Origin of the sequence: Streptomyces sp. BE20 (genome assembly GCF_036322525.1) — a bacterium.
In the GTDB taxonomy this organism is placed as follows: Bacteria; Actinomycetota; Actinomycetes; order Streptomycetales; family Streptomycetaceae; genus Kitasatospora.
Genome location: NZ_JAQYWW010000507.1, coordinates 116,826 through 133,453 on the forward strand (window position 1 = coordinate 116,826; position 16,628 = coordinate 133,453).

Annotated in this window: 14 protein-coding genes and 1 pseudogene; 11 read left to right on the forward strand and 4 right to left on the reverse strand. The window is 74.7% G+C overall.

The window, feature by feature from the left end:
* Positions 1–336: 336 nt before the first annotated feature.
* Positions 337–2,346 (forward strand): DUF2264 domain-containing protein, encoded by a 2,010-nt coding sequence (locus tag PUR61_RS07720; protein WP_329877032.1) that lies wholly within the window; start codon positions 337–339, stop codon positions 2,344–2,346.
* A 123-nt stretch (positions 2,347–2,469) separates the two neighbouring features.
* Here the strand turns inward: PUR61_RS07720 and PUR61_RS07725 are convergent, their stop codons facing one another.
* Together PUR61_RS07725 and PUR61_RS07730 are read right to left on the reverse strand one after the other, a co-directional pair.
* Entirely contained in the window at positions 2,470–2,904 is a 435-nt protein-coding gene (locus PUR61_RS07725) for a hypothetical protein (RefSeq protein ID WP_329877034.1), read from the reverse strand.
* A gap of 227 nt (positions 2,905–3,131) precedes the next feature.
* Positions 3,132–4,217, reverse strand: a complete 1,086-nt coding sequence (locus PUR61_RS07730) for a LacI family DNA-binding transcriptional regulator (protein WP_329877036.1) — start codon at positions 4,215–4,217, stop codon at positions 3,132–3,134.
* 304 nt (positions 4,218–4,521) lie between these two features.
* Here PUR61_RS07730 and PUR61_RS07735 point away from each other — a divergent pair, with 304 nt between their 5' ends.
* From PUR61_RS07735 to PUR61_RS45200, 5 genes and pseudogenes are all read left to right on the forward strand, one after another.
* Positions 4,522–6,315: a glycoside hydrolase family 35 protein gene (locus PUR61_RS07735; RefSeq protein ID WP_329877038.1), complete on the forward strand. Its 1,794-nt coding sequence runs from the start codon at positions 4,522–4,524 to the stop codon at positions 6,313–6,315.
* A gap of 228 nt (positions 6,316–6,543) precedes the next feature.
* Complete coding sequence (locus PUR61_RS07740; protein ID WP_329877040.1) at positions 6,544–7,602, forward strand: LacI family DNA-binding transcriptional regulator; 1,059 nt, start codon at positions 6,544–6,546, stop codon at positions 7,600–7,602.
* A gap of 158 nt (positions 7,603–7,760) precedes the next feature.
* On the forward strand, positions 7,761–8,483 hold the full coding sequence (locus PUR61_RS07745) for a hypothetical protein (protein WP_329877042.1): 723 nt from the start codon (positions 7,761–7,763) through the stop codon (positions 8,481–8,483).
* Positions 8,386–9,132 (forward strand): right-handed parallel beta-helix repeat-containing protein, encoded by a 747-nt coding sequence (locus PUR61_RS07750; protein ID WP_329877044.1) that lies wholly within the window; start codon positions 8,386–8,388, stop codon positions 9,130–9,132. The genes PUR61_RS07745 and PUR61_RS07750 overlap by 98 nt, the downstream gene beginning before the upstream one ends.
* 26 nt (positions 9,133–9,158) lie before the next feature.
* A pseudogene (locus tag PUR61_RS45200) lies at positions 9,159–9,332 on the forward strand (hypothetical protein); the annotation flags it as partial.
* Positions 9,333–9,564: 232 nt separating this feature from the next.
* On the opposite strand, the gene PUR61_RS07755 reads toward PUR61_RS45200, so the two are convergent.
* Complete coding sequence (locus PUR61_RS07755; RefSeq protein WP_329877046.1) at positions 9,565–10,872, reverse strand: extracellular solute-binding protein; 1,308 nt, start codon at positions 10,870–10,872, stop codon at positions 9,565–9,567.
* Between the two features lie 465 nt (positions 10,873–11,337).
* On the opposite strand from PUR61_RS07755, the gene PUR61_RS07760 reads away from it, so the two are divergent.
* Entirely contained in the window at positions 11,338–12,054 is a 717-nt protein-coding gene (locus tag PUR61_RS07760) for a GntR family transcriptional regulator (protein WP_329877049.1), read from the forward strand.
* Positions 12,055–12,199: 145 nt separating this feature from the next.
* Here the strand turns inward: PUR61_RS07760 and PUR61_RS07765 are convergent, their stop codons facing one another.
* Positions 12,200–12,976: an SDR family NAD(P)-dependent oxidoreductase gene (locus PUR61_RS07765; RefSeq protein WP_329877051.1), complete on the reverse strand. Its 777-nt coding sequence runs from the start codon at positions 12,974–12,976 to the stop codon at positions 12,200–12,202.
* A 105-nt stretch (positions 12,977–13,081) separates the two neighbouring features.
* On the opposite strand from PUR61_RS07765, the gene PUR61_RS07770 reads away from it, so the two are divergent.
* The 4 genes from PUR61_RS07770 to PUR61_RS07785 all read left to right on the forward strand — a co-directional run bounded on the left by PUR61_RS07770 (position 13,082) and on the right by PUR61_RS07785 (position 16,469).
* Positions 13,082–13,732 carry a bifunctional 4-hydroxy-2-oxoglutarate aldolase/2-dehydro-3-deoxy-phosphogluconate aldolase gene (locus tag PUR61_RS07770; protein ID WP_329877053.1) on the forward strand — a complete coding sequence of 217 codons (651 nt, stop codon included), beginning with the start codon at positions 13,082–13,084 and terminating at the stop codon, positions 13,730–13,732.
* A gap of 14 nt (positions 13,733–13,746) precedes the next feature.
* Positions 13,747–14,655, forward strand: a complete 909-nt coding sequence (locus PUR61_RS07775; RefSeq protein WP_329877067.1) for a sugar kinase — start codon at positions 13,747–13,749, stop codon at positions 14,653–14,655.
* Positions 14,652–15,560 (forward strand): SMP-30/gluconolactonase/LRE family protein, encoded by a 909-nt coding sequence (locus tag PUR61_RS07780; protein ID WP_329877055.1) that lies wholly within the window; start codon positions 14,652–14,654, stop codon positions 15,558–15,560. The genes PUR61_RS07775 and PUR61_RS07780 overlap by 4 nt, the downstream gene beginning before the upstream one ends.
* Before the next feature lie 159 nt (positions 15,561–15,719).
* Complete coding sequence (locus PUR61_RS07785; RefSeq protein WP_329877057.1) at positions 15,720–16,469, forward strand: hypothetical protein; 750 nt, start codon at positions 15,720–15,722, stop codon at positions 16,467–16,469.
* Positions 16,470–16,628: the final 159 nt, after the last annotated feature.

Genomic DNA, 16,628 nt, shown 5'->3' on the forward strand with positions numbered 1-16,628 from the left:
GCTCCTAAGAGGGGCGTCACGGTTCCGGGACGGGGGCGTCGGTCCGGGCCGGACTCGTGAGGGTGGGGGCGACTGGCTGTCATCCTGAGCAGGTTGTCGATCGGCGTCAAGGCATCTGGATCGAATGATCCGATCCGATCAGTTGACCGGTCGTCGTCAGGGTCCGATCATCATGCCTGTGAGCTGCGTGAACGTCGGCCCGGCGGGGCGGATTCCGCAACGTCACAATCTGATCAAGCTGTTCATTTGATCCAACGGTCTTGACGAATGATCAGTCGGTTCCTAGATTCCGCACAGGGGCCCGCCCGCCCCGGACCCGCCGACGAAGGACACCCCATGCCGCTGCCCCCGGAGGATCGACACCTCAGCCCGCACACCGGCTGGACCAGGGCGCACTGGGAGGCGGCCGCCGACGACCTGCTCGGCGCCGTCCGCCCGTACGCGAGCCCCGGCCGCGCGCTGATCGACCTGCCCGGCGACCGCCCCAGCTGGTCGGGCCGCCGCTCCGACGGCCTGGAGGGCTACGCCCGCACCTTCCTGCCCGCCGCCCTGCGCATCGCCGGCGCCGGCGGCGCCGACCCGCACGGACTGCTGGAGCACTACGCCGCCGGGCTCGACGCCGGCACCCGCACCCCGACCGCCGAACGCGACCTGGCCGACGGCGACCTCGACTCCTGGCCCCTGATCACCGACCGCGGCCAGGCCATGGTCGAGGCCGCCTCGATCGCCTTCGCCCTGCGCCTCACCCGCCCCTGGCTCTGGGACCGCCTCGACGGCGCCGTCCGCGACCGCGTCGGCCGCTGGCTCGCCGACGCCCTGCACCGCACGCCCAACGACAACAACTGGTGGATCTTCCCCCTGTCGGTCGGCGGCTTCCTCGCCGAGGCCGGCATCGAGGAGAAGGACGCCCGCGCGGCCGTCCGGCGCGGCCTGGAGAAGATCGACCGCTGGTACCTCGGCGACGGCTGGTACACCGACGGCCGCCCCCGCGCCTTCGACCACTACAACGGCTGGGCCCTGCACCTCTACCCCGTCCTGCACGCCCACCTCGCCGACGACCGGCCCCTGCTCGCCGAGTACGGCGACCGGCTCGCCGCCCACCTGACCGGCTACGCCCACCTGTTCGGCGGCGACGGCGCGCCCGTCCACCAGGGCCGCTCGCTCACCTACCGGTTCGCCGCCACCGCGCCGCTGTGGGCCGGCGCCCTCACCGGCCGGACCCCGCTCGACCCCGGCACCACCCGCCGGCTGGCCTCCGGCGCCCTGCGGTACTTCCTCGACCGCGGCGCCGCCGACGACCGCGGCCTGCTCACCCTCGGCTGGTACGGCCGCGAACCCCGGCTGACCCAGCCGTACTCCGGTCCCGCGTCCCCCTACTGGGCAGGCAGCGGATTCCTCGGCCTGCTGCTCCCGCCCGGCCACCCGGTCTGGACGGAGCCCGAGCGGCCCGCGCCCTGCGAGACCCGCGACGTCGTGCTCGCCCTGCCCCGGCCCGGCTGGCTGGTCCAGTCGACCGCCGCCGACGGGCTGGTCCGCCTCCACAACCACGGCAGCGACGACCAGCCGGTCGACCAGGTCCTGCCCGACAACCCGCACTACGCCCGGCTCGCCCACTCCACCGCGACCGGCCCCACCCTCGACGGGCCCGCCGACAACCACCTCGCCCTGCTCGTCGACGGCGAGCCCACCGAACGCGGCCGGATCCACCCGCTCGGCACCGGACCCGACTGGGCCGCCTCCCTCTCCCGTCCGCGGGCCGCCGGGCGCGAGCTGCCCGGGGTCTCGGTCACCTCGGTCACCCTCGTGCGCGGCGCCGACGAGGTCCGCGCCCACCTGGTCACCGGCGCCGCCTCCGGCACCGCGGTCCGCCACAGCGGCTGGGCGGTCGCCGGCGGGCGCGTCGAGGCCGCGGTCGTCGGTGCCGGCGCGGGTACCGGTACCGGCACCGACGACCGCGCCGGCACCGGCCTCGCCATCGGCGCCGTCGTCCGCGCGGACGGGCGGCTCACCAGCGGACTCCGCTCCCTGTACGGCTTCGGCGAGGCCGCGACGCGGACCGTGCCCGGCGGAACCGCGTTCGGGGCCGAGGCCGCTCTGCCCGTCCTGAGCGGCACCCTCGGGGACGGTCCGGCCCTGCTCGTCTGTGCCGCCGGGCTCACCGCCGGGCCCACCGCTGCCGGGCTCACCGCCGCCGGGCCCAGCGCCGCCGACCGGCCTCCCGTGGGGGCCATCGAGGTCGCCGTGCGGTCCGGTGACGGCTGGCGGCTGCGGGTGTGCTGGCCCGACGGCGAGGTGCGGGAGGTGCGCATCGGGGCAGGCTCGGTCCACGTCGGTCGGGAGGGCTGAGCCCGCGCGCGGGGGCCTCGGCCGTTCGGTCCCGGCCCCTCCTCCGGCCGCCCGTCCGGGCGGGCCCCGGCTCGCCGGGACGGCTGCCGCCGTCCGCGCCCCGGCGGGGGAGGGGCCGGGCCGTCAGCCGGCCGGGACGCCGACCGGCGCGAGGTGGGCCGCGGGGCCCACCGTCGGCCGGGTCCCGGCGGGACGGACGCGCTCGTGGCGCGCCGGCAGTTCGACCACCCGGCAGCCGTGCCGCTCCAGCAGCTCGCCGACCGTCCGCACCTCGGACCCGTCGATGGAGAACACGAAGGGGCCCGGGACCAGCACCGTCTTGATCCACCCGGCGGCGACGCCGCTCAGCAGCCCCTCCAGCGCGGGGAGGCCGTCGGACGCGCGCAGGCCGTTGTCCAGGTACAGCAGCGGCTCCGGCAGGCCCAGCACCTCGGCCAGGTCCTCCAGGGCCCGGCGGTGGCACTCCATCGCCGTCGCGTCGAACGGGTAGCAGCGCAGGTAGACCGCGACGCCCGGGGCGGCGTCGACGGCGCTGGTGTCGTGGGGGCTGCTGTCCATGGGGTCACCTTCTGCCGATCGCGGTTGGTGGGAACCCGGCGCCGCGCCCGCCCCACGCCGTGTCTCCAGGACACGCGAACGATCGATGGGTAATCAATCCGGGTCCCTACGCATCTTCACCGTCGGTCACCGGATCGGCCGGCCTAGGCACGTTCCGTGACCGGCCGCGCCCGCACCGCCCGGCCGGCACGGGGCCGGTCCGGCCCGGGGCCCCGCCGATCGCCGGGTCAGCCGCCGCAGGAGGTGCGCACGCGCAGGACGGGAAGCAGCGTGGTGCGGTGGACCGGCAGTTCCGGGCCGGCCGCGAGGCGCCGCAGCAGCAGGTCGAACGCCGCCTGCCCGACGGCGCGCTTCGGCGGGGCGACGGCCGTCAGCGGAGGCGCGGCCAGGGCGGCGAACACGTCGTCGTAGGCGATCAGGGCGACGTCGTCGGGCACCCGCAGACCTCGGGCGCGCAACAGCGGCGGCAGCCTGATCGCGTCCTGGTCGTTGTGGACGAGCACCGCCCGGGTGCCCTCCGCGGCGGCCTCCGCGATCCGCGCGGACAGCAGCTCGGGGTCGGTCGGCACGCCCGTCGGCGCCAGCGTGTCGAGGGTCGGCAGGGGCCGCAGCCCGAGCAGGCGGGTGCCCTCCTCGTACCCGGCCCGGACCTCCTCGGCCGTCCAGGAGTCGCCCCGGGCGGCCAGCAGGACGCGCTCGTGGCCGAGGCCGGCGAAGTGCCGCAGGGCGCTCAGGACCCCGTGGCGGTGGTCCGAGCCGACGGTGTCGAGGTGCGAGCCGGGGCCGTCCGGGGTGGGGGAGCGGCGCTCGACCAGGACGGCGGGCACCGGCAGGGCGTCCAGCCAGGCGCAGCCCTCCGGGGCCCGGCCGGGGAGCAGCCCGGGGGCGAGCAGCAGGCCCTCGGCGCCGGACTCCAGCAGCCGTTCCACCTGCACCCGGTCGTCGCCCGTGCCGTACGGCGCGATGCCGAGGACCAGCCGGGCCTCCGCGGCGGTGGCGGCCGTGCGGGCGCCGGCGATGACCTCGTCGAAGTAGGAGCCGACGGAGGGCACCAGCAGGCCGACGGTGCGCCCGGCCCTGCCGGTCCGAAGGCCGCCCCGGGCGGGGGCGCGGTCGGCGTCGGGCCGGTCGAGCGAGACGAAGCCGTGCGAGCGGCTGAGTCTGCCGGCGTCGGCGAGCATGGCGACGTCGCGGCGGACCGTGACCGCCGGGATGCCCAGTCGGTCGGCGAGGTCCGTCAGCCGTACCTGCCCGCCGAGATCGCCGACGGCGGTCACGATGAGCCTGCGGCGCTCTTCTCCCGAAGCGGTCATCCTGCCCTCCATCGCCGGTCCAGTGGATTTGATCAAACAGTATCGTTCGATCGAAATGCGATCAAGAGGCGTGGTCTTTATCGATTGATTGACCACCCGATCGATAAGCTCGTAGGGTGCGTACCGGTGATCGCCCGCCGGTCACATCCGCCCGCCCCGGCTCCCGCGCGGGCCCGCACCGCCCCGGTCCCCGTCCCGGTCCGTGACCCACGCCGAGGCGCACCCTCCCCGGCGGACTCCGGCCACGCCGCGCCGGGCGCGCCCACCCGCCCACCCTCCCGCCCGCCCTACCGCGGAGGCACCCATGGCCGACCCGGCCGCCCCCACGTCCCTGACCGTCGACGGAGACACCTTCCTGCGTGCGGGCCTCCCGCACCGGATCGTCTCCGCGGCCGTCCACTACTTCCGCATCCGCCCCGAACAGTGGCTCGACCGGCTCACCCGGCTCCGGGCCATGGGCGTCAACACCGTCGAGACCTACGTCGCGTGGAACTTCCACCAGGCCGCCCCCGGGGTCAGCGACTTCGACGGCGACCGCGACCTCGCCGCGTTCGTCCGCACCGCCGGCGACCTCGGGCTCGACGTGATCGTCCGGCCCGGCCCGTACATCTGCGCCGAGTGGGAGTTCGGCGGTCTGCCCGCCTGGTTGCTCGCCGACCCGGCCGTCCGGCTCCGCCGCGTCGACGGGCCCTACCTGGCCGCCGTCGACGCCTGGTTCGACGACCTCGTCCCCGTCCTGCTCCCGCTGCTCACCTCCCGCGGCGGGCCCGTCGTCGCCGTCGCCGTCGAGAACGAGTACGGCAGCTACGGCAACGACACGGCCTACCTGGAACACCTGCGCGCCGGCCTCGTCCGGCGCGGTGTCGACTGCCTGCTCTTCACCGCCGACGGCGCCGAGGACGGCTTCCAGCTCGGCGGCATCGTGCCCGGGCTGCTCACCACCGGCACGTTCGGCTCCCGGCCCGAGGAGTCCCTGGCCTGCCTGCGCCGCCACCAGCCGGTGGGCCCGCTGGTCTGCATGGAGTACTGGACCGGCTGGTTCGACCACTGGGGCGCGCCCCACCACCTGCGCGACCCCGCGGAGTCCGCTGACGTCCTCGACCGGATGCTCGCCGCCGGCGCGTCCGTGAACATCTACATGGGCCACGGCGGCACCAACTTCGGCTGGTGGAACGGCGCCAACCACGACGGGACCACGTTCCAGCCCGACACCACCAGCTACGACTACGACGCGCCCGTCGGCGAGGCCGGCGAACTCACCGAGAAGTTCCACCTGTTCCGCCGGGTGATCGAACGCCACCTCGGCCCCAACCCGCACCCCCTGCCGCCGCTGCCCGCACGGCTCGCCCCGCAGAGCGCGCCGTTCACCGCGAGCGCCGGCCTGTCGGCCGCCCTCGACGACCTGGCCACCGTCCACCACCGCCCGGAACCCGAACCGATGGAGGCCCTCGGCCAGAACCTCGGGCTGATCCACTACCGCACCCGCCTGCGCGGCCCCCTCGGCCGCGGCGAGCTGCGCGTCGACGGTCTGGCCGACCGTGCCCAGGTCTTCCTCGACGGCCTGCCGCTCGGCGTCCTGGAACGCGACCGCCCCGACGAGGCCCTGCCGGTCGAGGTACCCGAGGGTGGCGCCGTGCTCGACCTCCTCGTCGAGAACATGGGCCGCGTCAACTACGGCCCGCTGCTCCACGACCGCAAGGGCGTCACGGGCGGCGTGCGCATCGGCAACCAGTACCAGCTGGGTGGCTGGGAGATCCGCCCGCTGCCCCTGGACGACCTCACGGCAGTGCCGTTCGCCGCACCCGGCCACCGGGACGGGCCCGCCTTCCACCGCGCAGCCCTGACGGTCGCGACGCCCGCCGACGGGTTCCTCGCCCTGCCCGGCTTCACCAAGGGCATGGCCTGGCTCAACGGTTTCGCCCTCGGCCGCTACTGGGACCGCGGGCCGCAGCGCACCCTCTACGCCCCCGCCCCGCTCTGGCGGGAGGGGCGCAACGAACTCGTGGTCCTCGAACTCCACCGCGCGGGCATCCGCGTCGAGCTCCGGGACCGACCCGACCTCGGCCCGGCGGTCACGGAGGAGATGCCCCAGTGGTGACGGTGCCCGGCGGCGCCCGCGCCCCGGGGCGGCGACCCCGGGGTGACGCGCGGTCGGGTGACGCGCGGTCGGGGCCCGACCGCCCGGCCCGACCGCCCCGGCCGTCCGTCGTGCGCTGACGGACCGTGTGCCGACCGAACACGGGCCGTGCATCGACCGAATGATAGATTCCTGTCCGCCTGGGCAGGTGACCCCGCCCGGCCGGACGACGGGCAGGGGAGTGTGGGGATGTCGATCTCGGCGGACGAGCGCCGCACCCGGATCCTTGAAGCGGTTCAGGAGCTCGGCTCGGTCCGGCTGACCGACCTCGCGGAGCGGCTCGGCCTGCCCGCCGTCACCGTCCGCCGGGACGTCGCGGCACTCGCCGACTCCGGCCTCGTCCGCCGCTCGCACGGCTCGGTGTCGGCCGCGACCGGGGCGAGCGCCGTCGCCACCGGGCACGGGCCGTCCCTCGGCCTGCTCGTGCCGGCGGTCGGACAGTACTTCGACGAGATCATCGCGGGTGCACGGGCCGCCGCCGGGCGGGCCGGTGCCCAGCTCGTGCTCGGCATCTCCTCCTACCAGGCCGGTGCGGACCGCTCCCAGGCCGAGCAACTGCTGAAGTCCGGTGCCCAGGGGCTGCTCCTCGCGCCCAACTGGACGCCCGACGACCGGCCTTCCGACCAGGCCTGGGCCGAGGAACTGCCGGTGCCCGCCGTCCTGGTCGAGCGCCGGCCGGTGCCGGGGAGCCCGGCGGAGACGCTCGACTCGGTCGCCTCCGACCACCGCCACGGCGTGCTCCTCGCGCTGCGCCACCTGGCCGGGCTCGGACACCGGCGGATCGCCCTGGTCGCCCGGCGTGACACCTGGACCGCGCACGAGGTCCGCCGGGGCTATGCCGAGGGCTGCGAGGTGCTGGGTCTGCCCGTGGAACCCCCCGTCGACATCGTCACCCCGGTGGCGGACCTGCCGGCGGTCGCGGACCGGCTGGCCGAGGGCTGCGCCCGGGGTGTGCGGGCGGCCGTGGTCCACAACGACCAGGACGCCATCCAGCTGCTCCCGCTGCTGCGGGCCCGGGGGCTGCGGGTGCCGGAGGACCTGGCCGTCATCAGCTACGACGACCTGTTCGCCGGCCTCGGGGCACCGCCGCTCACCGCGGTGGCGCCGCCGAAGCAGGCCGTGGGCGCGGAGGCGGTGGGGCTGCTCCTGCGCAGGCTCGGGAGCGTGGCCGAGGCCGGCCCGGTTCACCACGTGCGGCTCCTACCGGTCCTGACGATCCGTGAGTCGTGCGGAGCGGTGTCGGACTGACGCACCGTGGGGGCCGTCTGACGCACCGTGGGGGCCACATTGATCGTCTGATCAATGTGTGGGGAGATGATCGATCTGGATTGACTCGATCAGTGGGCCGTCCCAGGGTGCGGGCGGGCGCCCGCCCTCCGTCCCTCCCCACCCCGGGAGCTTCTCGCGTGCTCGTTCCCCCCACACTCAGACGTGCCGCGATCGTCGCACTGACGGCGGCCGCACTCCTCGTTCCGGCCCTTCCCCCGGCCGGAGCCGTCACCGCCGCCCCTGCCGACCCCACCGGCACCACCCGCTACCTGGACTGCTCGGCCGCCTCGAACGGCACCGGCAGCCAGAGCAGCCCCTGGAACAGCCTCGCCACCGCCAACGCCCACGTCCTCGGCCCCGGTGACCGGCTCCTCCTCAAGCGGGGTGCGACCTGCACCGGAACCCTCAAGCCGCAGGGCTCCGGAACCGCAGGCGCACCGATTACCCTGGCCGCCTACGGCACCGGCACCGCCCGGCCCGTCGTCGCCGGCGACGGCGCCACCACCGAGAAGGCCGCCGTCCACCTGTTCAACGTCGAGCACTGGGAGATCCACGACCTCGACATCACCTTCCGCGACACCGGCTCGACCAAGCGCGAACGCAACGGCCTGCTCGTCGAGGTCGCCGACCTGCCCGACGGCGTCGGCAGCCACTACCTGGTCGACGACGTCCACGTCCACGACGTCAGGGGCGACGCCACCAAGTGGTCCAACGGCATCCAGTTCCGCGTGTCCGGCACCACCACCCCCACCAACGTCGACGATGTCGTCGTCCAGGACTCCCGCATCGACAACGCCGACCGGGAGGGCCTCGCCAACCGGACGACCTGGATGTTGCCGGCCCCAGTACGGCACCGGTGACGACTGCGGGACGAAGAACAACCGGCGGGCCAACACCCGCCCGGTCGTCCGCGGCAACACCATCAGCAACACCGGCGGCGACGGCATCGTGCTGCGCGCCGCCGACCACGGCCTCGTCGAGCACAACACCGCCTACGACATCGCCATGCGCCCGATGGGCGCCAACGCGGTTATCTGGACCATCAATTCGGACGACACCCTCATCCAGTACAACGAGGTCCACCACGTCCGCCGGCTGTCCGACAAGGGTGACGGCATGGCCTTCGACTCCGACTTCGGCAACAACCGGGCCGTCTTCCAGTTCAACCACAGCCACCACAACGAGGGTGGCTTCATGCTCTTCTGCGGTTCCTGCGGCAAGGGTTCCAGCGGCACCGGAACCGTCGTGCGCTACAACCTCAGCCACCACGACGAGGACCGCCGGCTGGCCGCCTCCGGCGAGAACAGCGCCGACCTCTACCACCACACGGTCTACCTGCCCGCCGGTTCCACCGCCGACCTCGCCCCGGCGCCCGGCTCCGGACCACCCCCGGGTCCGGTGCCGGGCGCCTCCCTGCCGGGCTCCGGTCGCGGCTCCGGGCCCGCCGTGCCGGGGCAGGGCTGCCGAGCAACGGGAGACGTCCCCTCCGGGCCGTCAACGACGCGGTGAACCGGGCGATCGCCCGAGGTGTCGTGGTGGTCGTCTCGGCGGGCAACGACCACCGGGACGTGGCCAACCAGAGCCGGGCGAACGTGCCGGACGCGGTCACGGTGTCCTCGCTCAGCGACGCCGACGGCAAGCCGGGCGGCCTCGGCGGCTTCGCGTGGTGCAACAAGAACAACCGCAACCGGGACGACACGCTCTCGGACTTCAGCAACTTCGGCCGGGGCGTGGACATCGCGACCCCCGGCGCCTGCAGGGTGCCGGACACCGGCGCGCGGATCGAACTGCTGTGGAACAGCGCCGACAAGCTGGAGTCGATCATCATGGTCAGGCCCGGGGGCTGGCCCGCGCGCCCGGCGGATCCCGCCGGGCGCACGACGGCTCCCGGCCGGGGCCCGGGCCGTTGCGCGCGGTCCACCGGGCCGGCGCGGCGCGGGATCAGCCTCCGCGCAGGGCCTTGTCGACCGTGCTGTCGATGCTGCGCAGCGCCTGGTCGACGGGCGTCCGCCCGTCGACGCCGGCCGTCACCTCGGACTTCTGCGCCTCCCAGCGGGCGGCGAAGCCGTAGCGGTCCTGAAGCAGCAGGTCCGCGGTGCTGCGGTCGAACTGGGCCATGATCGGTGCCCAGCTGGGGTCGGTCTGGTAGAAGGCGTCGACGGCGGCCCTGGTCTCGCGCGGCACCTTGGCGGTGTCGTACGGGAAGATCCCGTGGAACTCCATGAACCGGGTGCTGACCGAGGGGGAGGCGAGCCAGCGCATGAACGTTCCCGTGGCACCCGGGTCGGGCAGGTCCGAGCGGGCCACCAGGCTGTGGCCGCCGACGGCCGAGCAGCCGCTCTTCGGGCCGACCGGCATCGGGGCGGCGGCCCACCTGCCGTGGGTCCTCTCGTTCCCGGCGGCGATGTCGGAGATGACGCTCTGGTAGAACGAGAACATCGCGACGTCGCCGTTGATGAAGCCGCTGAGGGCGCTGACACCGGGCGTGGAGATCTTCTCGGTGTAGAAGGACTTCATGTACTCCATCGCGGTGCGTCCGGCCTCGGTGTTCTGCGTGGAGGTCCTGAAGTCGGGCGAGGTGAGGGTGCCGCCGGCCTGGCAGAGGAAGCTCTCCCAGGTGGGGTTGATGGCGTTGAGGTGGTCGTCCATGCCCTTGAACTGCCAGCCCGTCACCTTCTTCCCGGACGCGGCGGAGCGGGCGCCGACGGCGGCGGCGGTGGACTTCAACTCCTCCCAGGTACGGGGTGGTTCGTTGAAGCCGTACTTCTGCAGGATGTCCTTGCGGTAGAGCAGGACGTTGACGTCGAAGTACAGGGGCGCGCCGTAGAGGCGGCCCTGGTACTCGTTGACCTTCGCCAGGGGCCGGAACCGGCCCAGGTCCTCGGGGGTGTAGCCGAGGGTGTCCAGCGGGGCCAGCTCGGCGGCGGCCAGCAGGTCGAGTTCGAGGCCGTTGTTGGCCAGCCAGACGTCGGGGCCCCGGCCGCTCTTCACGGCCTTCTTGATGGTGTCCCGGCCGGTCTGCCAGTCGAGCACGGTGAGCTCGACGGTCACCCGGCTCTGCGAGGCGTTGAAGTCCTCGATCAGGTGCTTGAGGTTGTTCGGCCGGCCGATCCAGAACGGCATGGTCCAGAAGGTGACCGTGGTGCGCCCGGGTGCCCGGGCCGGGGGGTCGGGAGCGCAGGCCGCGGCGGTCAGGGCCGTGGCGGCGGCCAGGGCGGTGGAGACGAGTCTGTGGGGCAGGGACGTCATGGGGGTGGAACTCCTCGGGTGGCGGAGTCGGAACCGATGGCGTAGGGTATTCGATATACTAAACGGCTTCCAGGGGGCTGACCGTTTTTTTCGTGGCCGGTGGCCCCGAGCGGTCCCGGTCGGCCGGCAAGGGTGCGCCGCGCACCCCATGAGGTGCTGAGCGCGGCGAGCGGCGGCAGGCTGTGCCCGCTGCCGCTCCCGAAGGCGTCCGGCCCGGTCGCCGCGGCGTCCGCGGGTGGATCGAAGCCGGGGCCGCCGCCCTCCACCTCCAGCCGGACCGCGCGCGGTCCGGTGGCCGTCCCGCGTGCCGAGGGGGAGTCGCGGGCCGGCAGAGTCGAATGTGGTATACGAAATGCCTTTAGGTGAGACCGTTCGGAGAAATCGGACAGGACCGCTGATCGGGCGCGGTGGGAAAGGTTCGGCGCAGGAGTCCCGGAGTTCATGGATATCGCATACGATGAACGAATGGGACAGAGCAGCTGGGCGGAGCGCATCCCCGCCGTGAAGAGCAAGGCCGATCTCGCCTACGAGAGTCTGCGCAGTGCCATCGCCCAGGGCGACCTCAAGGCCGGCGAGCGGATCAACATGGACGAACTCGCCCGGAGCTTCGGGGTCAGCAAGATCCCGATCCGTGAGGCGGTGAAGCGGCTGGAGTCGGACGGGCTGCTGGTGTCCAGGGTGCATGCCGGGGTCACCGTGGCCGGCATCGACGTCACCGAGATGCGCGGCGTCTTCCTCGCCCGTGAGGCCATCGAGGCGCTGGTCGCCGAACTGGCCGCGCAGCGGATCGACGACCGGCAGCTCGCCGAGCTGGAGGACGTCCAGGAGCGCATGCGCGCGGCGCTGGAGCGCGACGTCACCGGCGAGATGGCCGAGCTGAACTCCCGCTTCCACCAGCTCCTCGCGGAGGCGGCGGGCTACCGGGTCCTGGGCGACCTGACCGAGCAGCTGCTGATGACCATCCGCCGCTACCGCATCACGGCGCCGCTCGGCGAGCGCAACTGGCGCTCGGTGGTCGACGAGCACGACACCCTCGTGGCGGCGCTGCGCCGGCGCGACCCGGAGGCGGCGTCCGGCGCGGCCCGCGCGCACATCAGCTCCCAGGCGGCGCACGAGGCCGAGCAGGGGGGTGCCGAGGGGGAGGGCGCCGGGACGAAGGGCGCCGGACCGCAGGAGGGGTGAGGGCGGGGCGGCCGTCGCCCGGCGAGGGGCGGCCGACACGACAGCGGCGGCGCGCGAGGTGATCGCGCGCCGCCGCTGGCGGCGTTTTCCGGCGGGAGTGGGCCGGGCCGGTGCGCCCGGGCCCGGTCGGCCCGGGCGCACCCGGTCAGTGGGTGTCGAGCGGCGGCAGCCCCATCCGCTCGCGGTGGGAGTCGCGCAGGAGGCTGGCCGGGCTGACCACCGAGGCGCCCGCGTCCAGCACCAGCTCGGAGCCGGTGATCATCCCGGCGGCCGGGGACGAGGCGAAGGCCACCGCCTCGGCGATGTCTCCGGCGTCCACCAGCGTGCGCATCGGATTGCTCTCCCGCAGTCGCACCAGGTCCTCCTCGCCGGTCGCCAGGCGGGCCTCGGTCGCCGGGGTGCGCACCCAGCCCGGCGCGAGGGTGACGAAGCTGATGCCGAACCGTCCGTAGTCCACGGCGAGTTGGCGTGTGAGCGCGGCGATCGCGCCCTTCGCGGCGGCGTACGCGGGCAGACCGGGCGCGCCGGTGCGGTGCAGCACCGATCCCACGGTGACCACGGCTCCGGACCCGGCCGCCATCATCGTGGGCAGCACCTCGCGGACGCACAGGAACACCGAGCCGAGGTTGGCCGACAGGACGCGCTGCCACTCCTCGTCGGTGGTCAGGTGCAGGGGGCCGCCCTCGGTGATGCCGGCGCAGGTCACCAGCACGTCGATGCCGCCGAGTTCCTCGACGGCCCGTCCGACCGCGGCGGCGACCTGCGCCGGATCGGTGACGTCGGCCCGGTGGAACGTGACGCCGGGCAGCCGGGGGTCGGTGCGGTCGAGGCCGGCCACGCGCAGGCCGTCGGCCACCAGGCGGGCGGCGACGGCGCGGCCGATGCCGCCGGCCGCGCCGGTGATCAGGGCGGTACGGGTCATCGAGGGGCGCCTTTCGTCGGGGGCGGAAGTTGTGGGCGGTGCACGGGGCTCCGACTGGAAAGTATACGATATCCTAAAGCCCTCACCTGAGCTCCGGAGGCATCCGTGCAACCAGACGACCTTCTCTCCGCCCTGCGCGACCGCAGGATCCTGGCCATCGTCCGGGGCAACGACCCCGACGCCGCCCTGGATGCGGTCCTCGCGCTGTTCCGTGCCGGCGTCGACCTGGTCGAGGTCTCGCTGACCACCACGGGCGCGCTCGCGGTCCTGGAGCGTGCCCGCGCGGTCCTCGGCCCGTACGCGGCGCTCGGCGCCGGCACCCTGCTCACCGTCGCCGACGCCAGGGCCGCCGCCCGGGCCGGCGCCGCCTTCGCGGTGACCCCCGGACTGACCGAGGCCGTCGGCGAGGCGCAGTCCCTCGGCATGCCGGTCCTCGCCGGCGCGGTCACCCCGACCGAGGTCGCCCTCGCCTGGGCCGAGGGCGCGACCGCGATCAAGCTCTTCCCGGGCAGCCTCGGCGGCCCCGGCTACCTGCGGGCCCTGCGCGACCCCTTCCCCGACGTGCCCTTCGTGCCCGTCGGCGGGGTGGACGCCGAGGCCGCCCGGGGCTTCCTGGCCGCCGGCGCCCTGGCCGTCGGCGTCGGGGGACCGCTGGTCGGCACCGCCGCCCGCGCCGGCGGTGACGTCGCCGGCCTCCCCGCCCGCATCGCCGCCTTCCGCACACTCGCCGAGGAGTTCCCGTGCTCGACGTCCTGACGCTCGGCGAGGCCATGGCGGCCCTGCGCGCCGACCGTCCGCTGCACCTCGGCGGGACCCTCGCCCTCTCGGTGGCCGGCGCCGAGGCCAACGTCTCCATCGGCCTGGCCCGGCTCGGCCACACGGCGCGCTGGGTCGGGGTCAACGGCGACGACGAGTTCGGCCGACTGGTGCTGCGCACCCTGCGGGCCGAGGGCGTGGACGTCTCGCAGGCCGCCGTCGACGCCACCGCGCCGACCGGTCTGGTGGTCTTCGAACCGCGGGCGGCCGACCTGACCCGGGTCTCCTACTACCGTGACGGCTCGGCCGGCTCCCGGCTCACCCCCGCCCATGTCACCGCCGCCCTCGCCGAGGGGGCCCGGATCGTCCACCTCACCGGCGTCACCGCGGCCCTCGGCCCCGGCCCCCGGGCCGCCGTGGAGGCCGCCGCCCGCTCCGCGCCGGGCGCCGTGTGCCTGGACGTCAACTACCGGGCCAAGCTCTGGTCCAGGGAGGAGGCCGCCGCGGCGCTGCGGCCCCTGGTCCCGCTGCTGGACATCCTGGTGGCCTCCGACGACGAGCTCGCCCTGGTCGCGCCGCCCGGTGTGGAGCACGAGGCCGAGTGCGTCGAGGCGCTGCTCGCCCAGGGGGTCGGCGAGGTCGTGGTCAAGCGCGGCGCCGCCGGTGCCGAGGTCTTCACCGAGGACGGGTCCGTCGCCAGGCCCGCCGTCCGGGTCCCCGTCCGGGACACCGTCGGGGCCGGGGACGCCTTCGTCGCCGGCTACCTCTCGGGGCTGGTCGACGGCCTGCCGGTGGACGGCCGGCTCGACCGCGCGGTGACCACCGGGGCGTTCGCGGTGGCCGCGGCGGGAGACTGGGAGGGCCTGCCCTTCCGGGACGAACTGACCCTGCTGGACGCCGCGCCCGGCACCGCCCTGCGATGACGGCCTTCGGAGGGGAGGAGGTGGTGCGGATGTCCGCCGACGCCTGGCGGCCGTGTTCCGCCGAGCGCTACCGGCTGGGCGAGGGGGCGCGCTGGCACGAGGGCCGGCTGTACTTCGTCGACCTCCTCGGGGGCACCCTGCACAGCTGCGGCCCCGGCGGCCCCGGCGACGACGTGCGGCGCGAGGCCGCCCTCGGGATGCCGCTCGGCGCGGTCGCCCCGGTGGCCGGGAGGCCGGGGGAGTGGATCGCCGCCGCCGGACCGGGCGTCGCCCTGCTGCGCCCGGCCCGCGAACCGCACTGGATCGCGCGGCCGGAGGCGGACGCGCCGCGGACGATGCGGATGAACGACGCCGCGTGCGACCCGGCCGGCCGGTTCTGGGCCACCAGCATGGCCACGGAGGCGACCGAGGGCGCCGGCTCGCTCCACCGGGTCGACCCGGACGGCTCGGCGCACCGCGTGCTGACCGGTCTGACCGTCCCCAACGGGCCGGTCTTCGACGGATCCGGCCGCACGCTCTACCTGGCCGACAGCGCCCGGGGCGTGGTCGAGGCGTACCCGGTCGATCCCGGCACCGGACGGCTGGGCGCGCCCAGGCCGCTCGTGCACCTCGGCAGGAACGAGGGCCGGCCGGACGGCATGGCGGTGGACGACCGCGGCTACCTCTGGGTCGCCCTGTGGGGTGCCGGCCGGGTGCACTGCTACGACCCGGCGGGCGGGCTCCGGGAGAGCGTCGCGGTACCCACCGCGCACGTGAGCAGCATCGCCTTCGGCGGCGGGCGGATGTACGTGACCACCGCGCTGCACCGGCTCGCCGCCCCGGGCCCCTACGCGGGAGCGGTCCTGGCCCGGCCGTCCTCGGTCACCGGACCCCCGGCCGAACCCTACCGGCCCCTGTCGTCGTGACCGGCGGGCGGGGTGGGCCGGGGCGGGGCGCGGGCGACCCCGGTGAGGGCGGGCGGCCGGTGCCCCTCGGGAAACGAATCGGCGACACCTCTGGCAGTTTTTTCGTATATCGCATACGTTTTAGCCATCCGCGGCACCTCTCCCCCAAGTGGAGCCCCGATGACCACGCCTCCCCCCACCACCCCGCCGGAGCGCACCACCGCCCGGCACCGCACCACCGCACCGACCGAGGGCACCCCCGTGCACGACACCTCCGGCGTCACCACGACCCGCCGCACGATGCCGGCCGGCACCGGCGGAACCGTCACCCTGCTGCCCGACGACGCCTTCCTCACCTGGGGCTGGCGCCTGCCCTTCCTGCTCAGCCTCGCCCTGATCGCCTTCGGCCTCCGGCCGCGCCGCGGCATCGACGAGACCCCCGCCTTCGCCGCGCTGGAGAACCACGGCGAGACCGTGCGCTTCCCGCTCAAGGTGGTGCCGCGCGAGCACCCCGGCGCGCTGCTGCGGGTCGTCGGCATCCGTGATCGCGATCCCGATCGGCAAGGACATGGTCTTCGGCCCGTAGGCCGCGCTGGTCGCCGAGCAGTTCGACGCCCGGATCCGCTTCAGCGGCGTCGGCGTCGGCCGCGAGTTCGGCGACGCCCTCTTCGGCGGCACCGCACCCTTCGTCGCCACCGCCACCGCCACCGCCACCGCCACCGCCACCGCCACCGCCACCGCCCTCGTCGCGGCCGGCGGCTCCGTCACCCCCGTCGTCCTCTACGTCATCGCCGGCTGCGCCGTCACCGCACTCGCCGTCCTCAGTGGCCGCGAGACCGCCCGCGGCGAGATCAGAACCGGCGGCTGAACCGCTCCACCACCCTCCCCGCTCGGCGGGGAGGGCCCAGCACCCAGGAGAAGAACCCGTGAGTACCCAGCCACTGCGCATCACCAAGGTCGAGGCCGTAGCCCTGTCCGCCAGCTTCGACGACCTGTACGACTCGCCCGAGGACGTGCCGGACTGGCTGCGGTACCCGGCCTCCAGCCACCTGGTGCTGCCCCGCCGGGGCCAGTACGCGACCCTCGTCA

What these genes read in the sequence shown, in the direction of transcription:
- PUR61_RS07755 (WP_329877046.1), bottom strand. Translation starts at nt 10,872, where the DNA reads ATGACGTCCCTGCCCCACAGACTCGTCTCCACCGCCCTGGCCGCCGCC.
- PUR61_RS07775 (WP_329877067.1), top strand. Translation starts at nt 13,747, where the DNA reads ATGGCGGCCCTGCGCGCCGACCGTCCGCTGCACCTCGGCGGGACCCTC.
- PUR61_RS07750 (WP_329877044.1), top strand. Translation starts at nt 8,386, where the DNA reads ATGTCGTCGTCCAGGACTCCCGCATCGACAACGCCGACCGGGAGGGCC.
- PUR61_RS07760 (WP_329877049.1), top strand. Translation starts at nt 11,338, where the DNA reads ATGGGACAGAGCAGCTGGGCGGAGCGCATCCCCGCCGTGAAGAGCAAG.
- PUR61_RS07780 (WP_329877055.1), top strand. Translation starts at nt 14,652, where the DNA reads ATGACGGCCTTCGGAGGGGAGGAGGTGGTGCGGATGTCCGCCGACGCC.
- PUR61_RS07720 (WP_329877032.1), top strand. Translation starts at nt 337, where the DNA reads ATGCCGCTGCCCCCGGAGGATCGACACCTCAGCCCGCACACCGGCTGG.
- PUR61_RS07725 (WP_329877034.1), bottom strand. Translation starts at nt 2,904, where the DNA reads ATGGACAGCAGCCCCCACGACACCAGCGCCGTCGACGCCGCCCCGGGC.
- PUR61_RS07740 (WP_329877040.1), top strand. Translation starts at nt 6,544, where the DNA reads ATGTCGATCTCGGCGGACGAGCGCCGCACCCGGATCCTTGAAGCGGTT.
- PUR61_RS07735 (WP_329877038.1), top strand. Translation starts at nt 4,522, where the DNA reads ATGGCCGACCCGGCCGCCCCCACGTCCCTGACCGTCGACGGAGACACC.
- PUR61_RS07730 (WP_329877036.1), bottom strand. Translation starts at nt 4,217, where the DNA reads ATGACCGCTTCGGGAGAAGAGCGCCGCAGGCTCATCGTGACCGCCGTC.
- PUR61_RS07785 (WP_329877057.1), top strand. Translation starts at nt 15,720, where the DNA reads ATGACCACGCCTCCCCCCACCACCCCGCCGGAGCGCACCACCGCCCGG.
- PUR61_RS07765 (WP_329877051.1), bottom strand. Translation starts at nt 12,976, where the DNA reads ATGACCCGTACCGCCCTGATCACCGGCGCGGCCGGCGGCATCGGCCGC.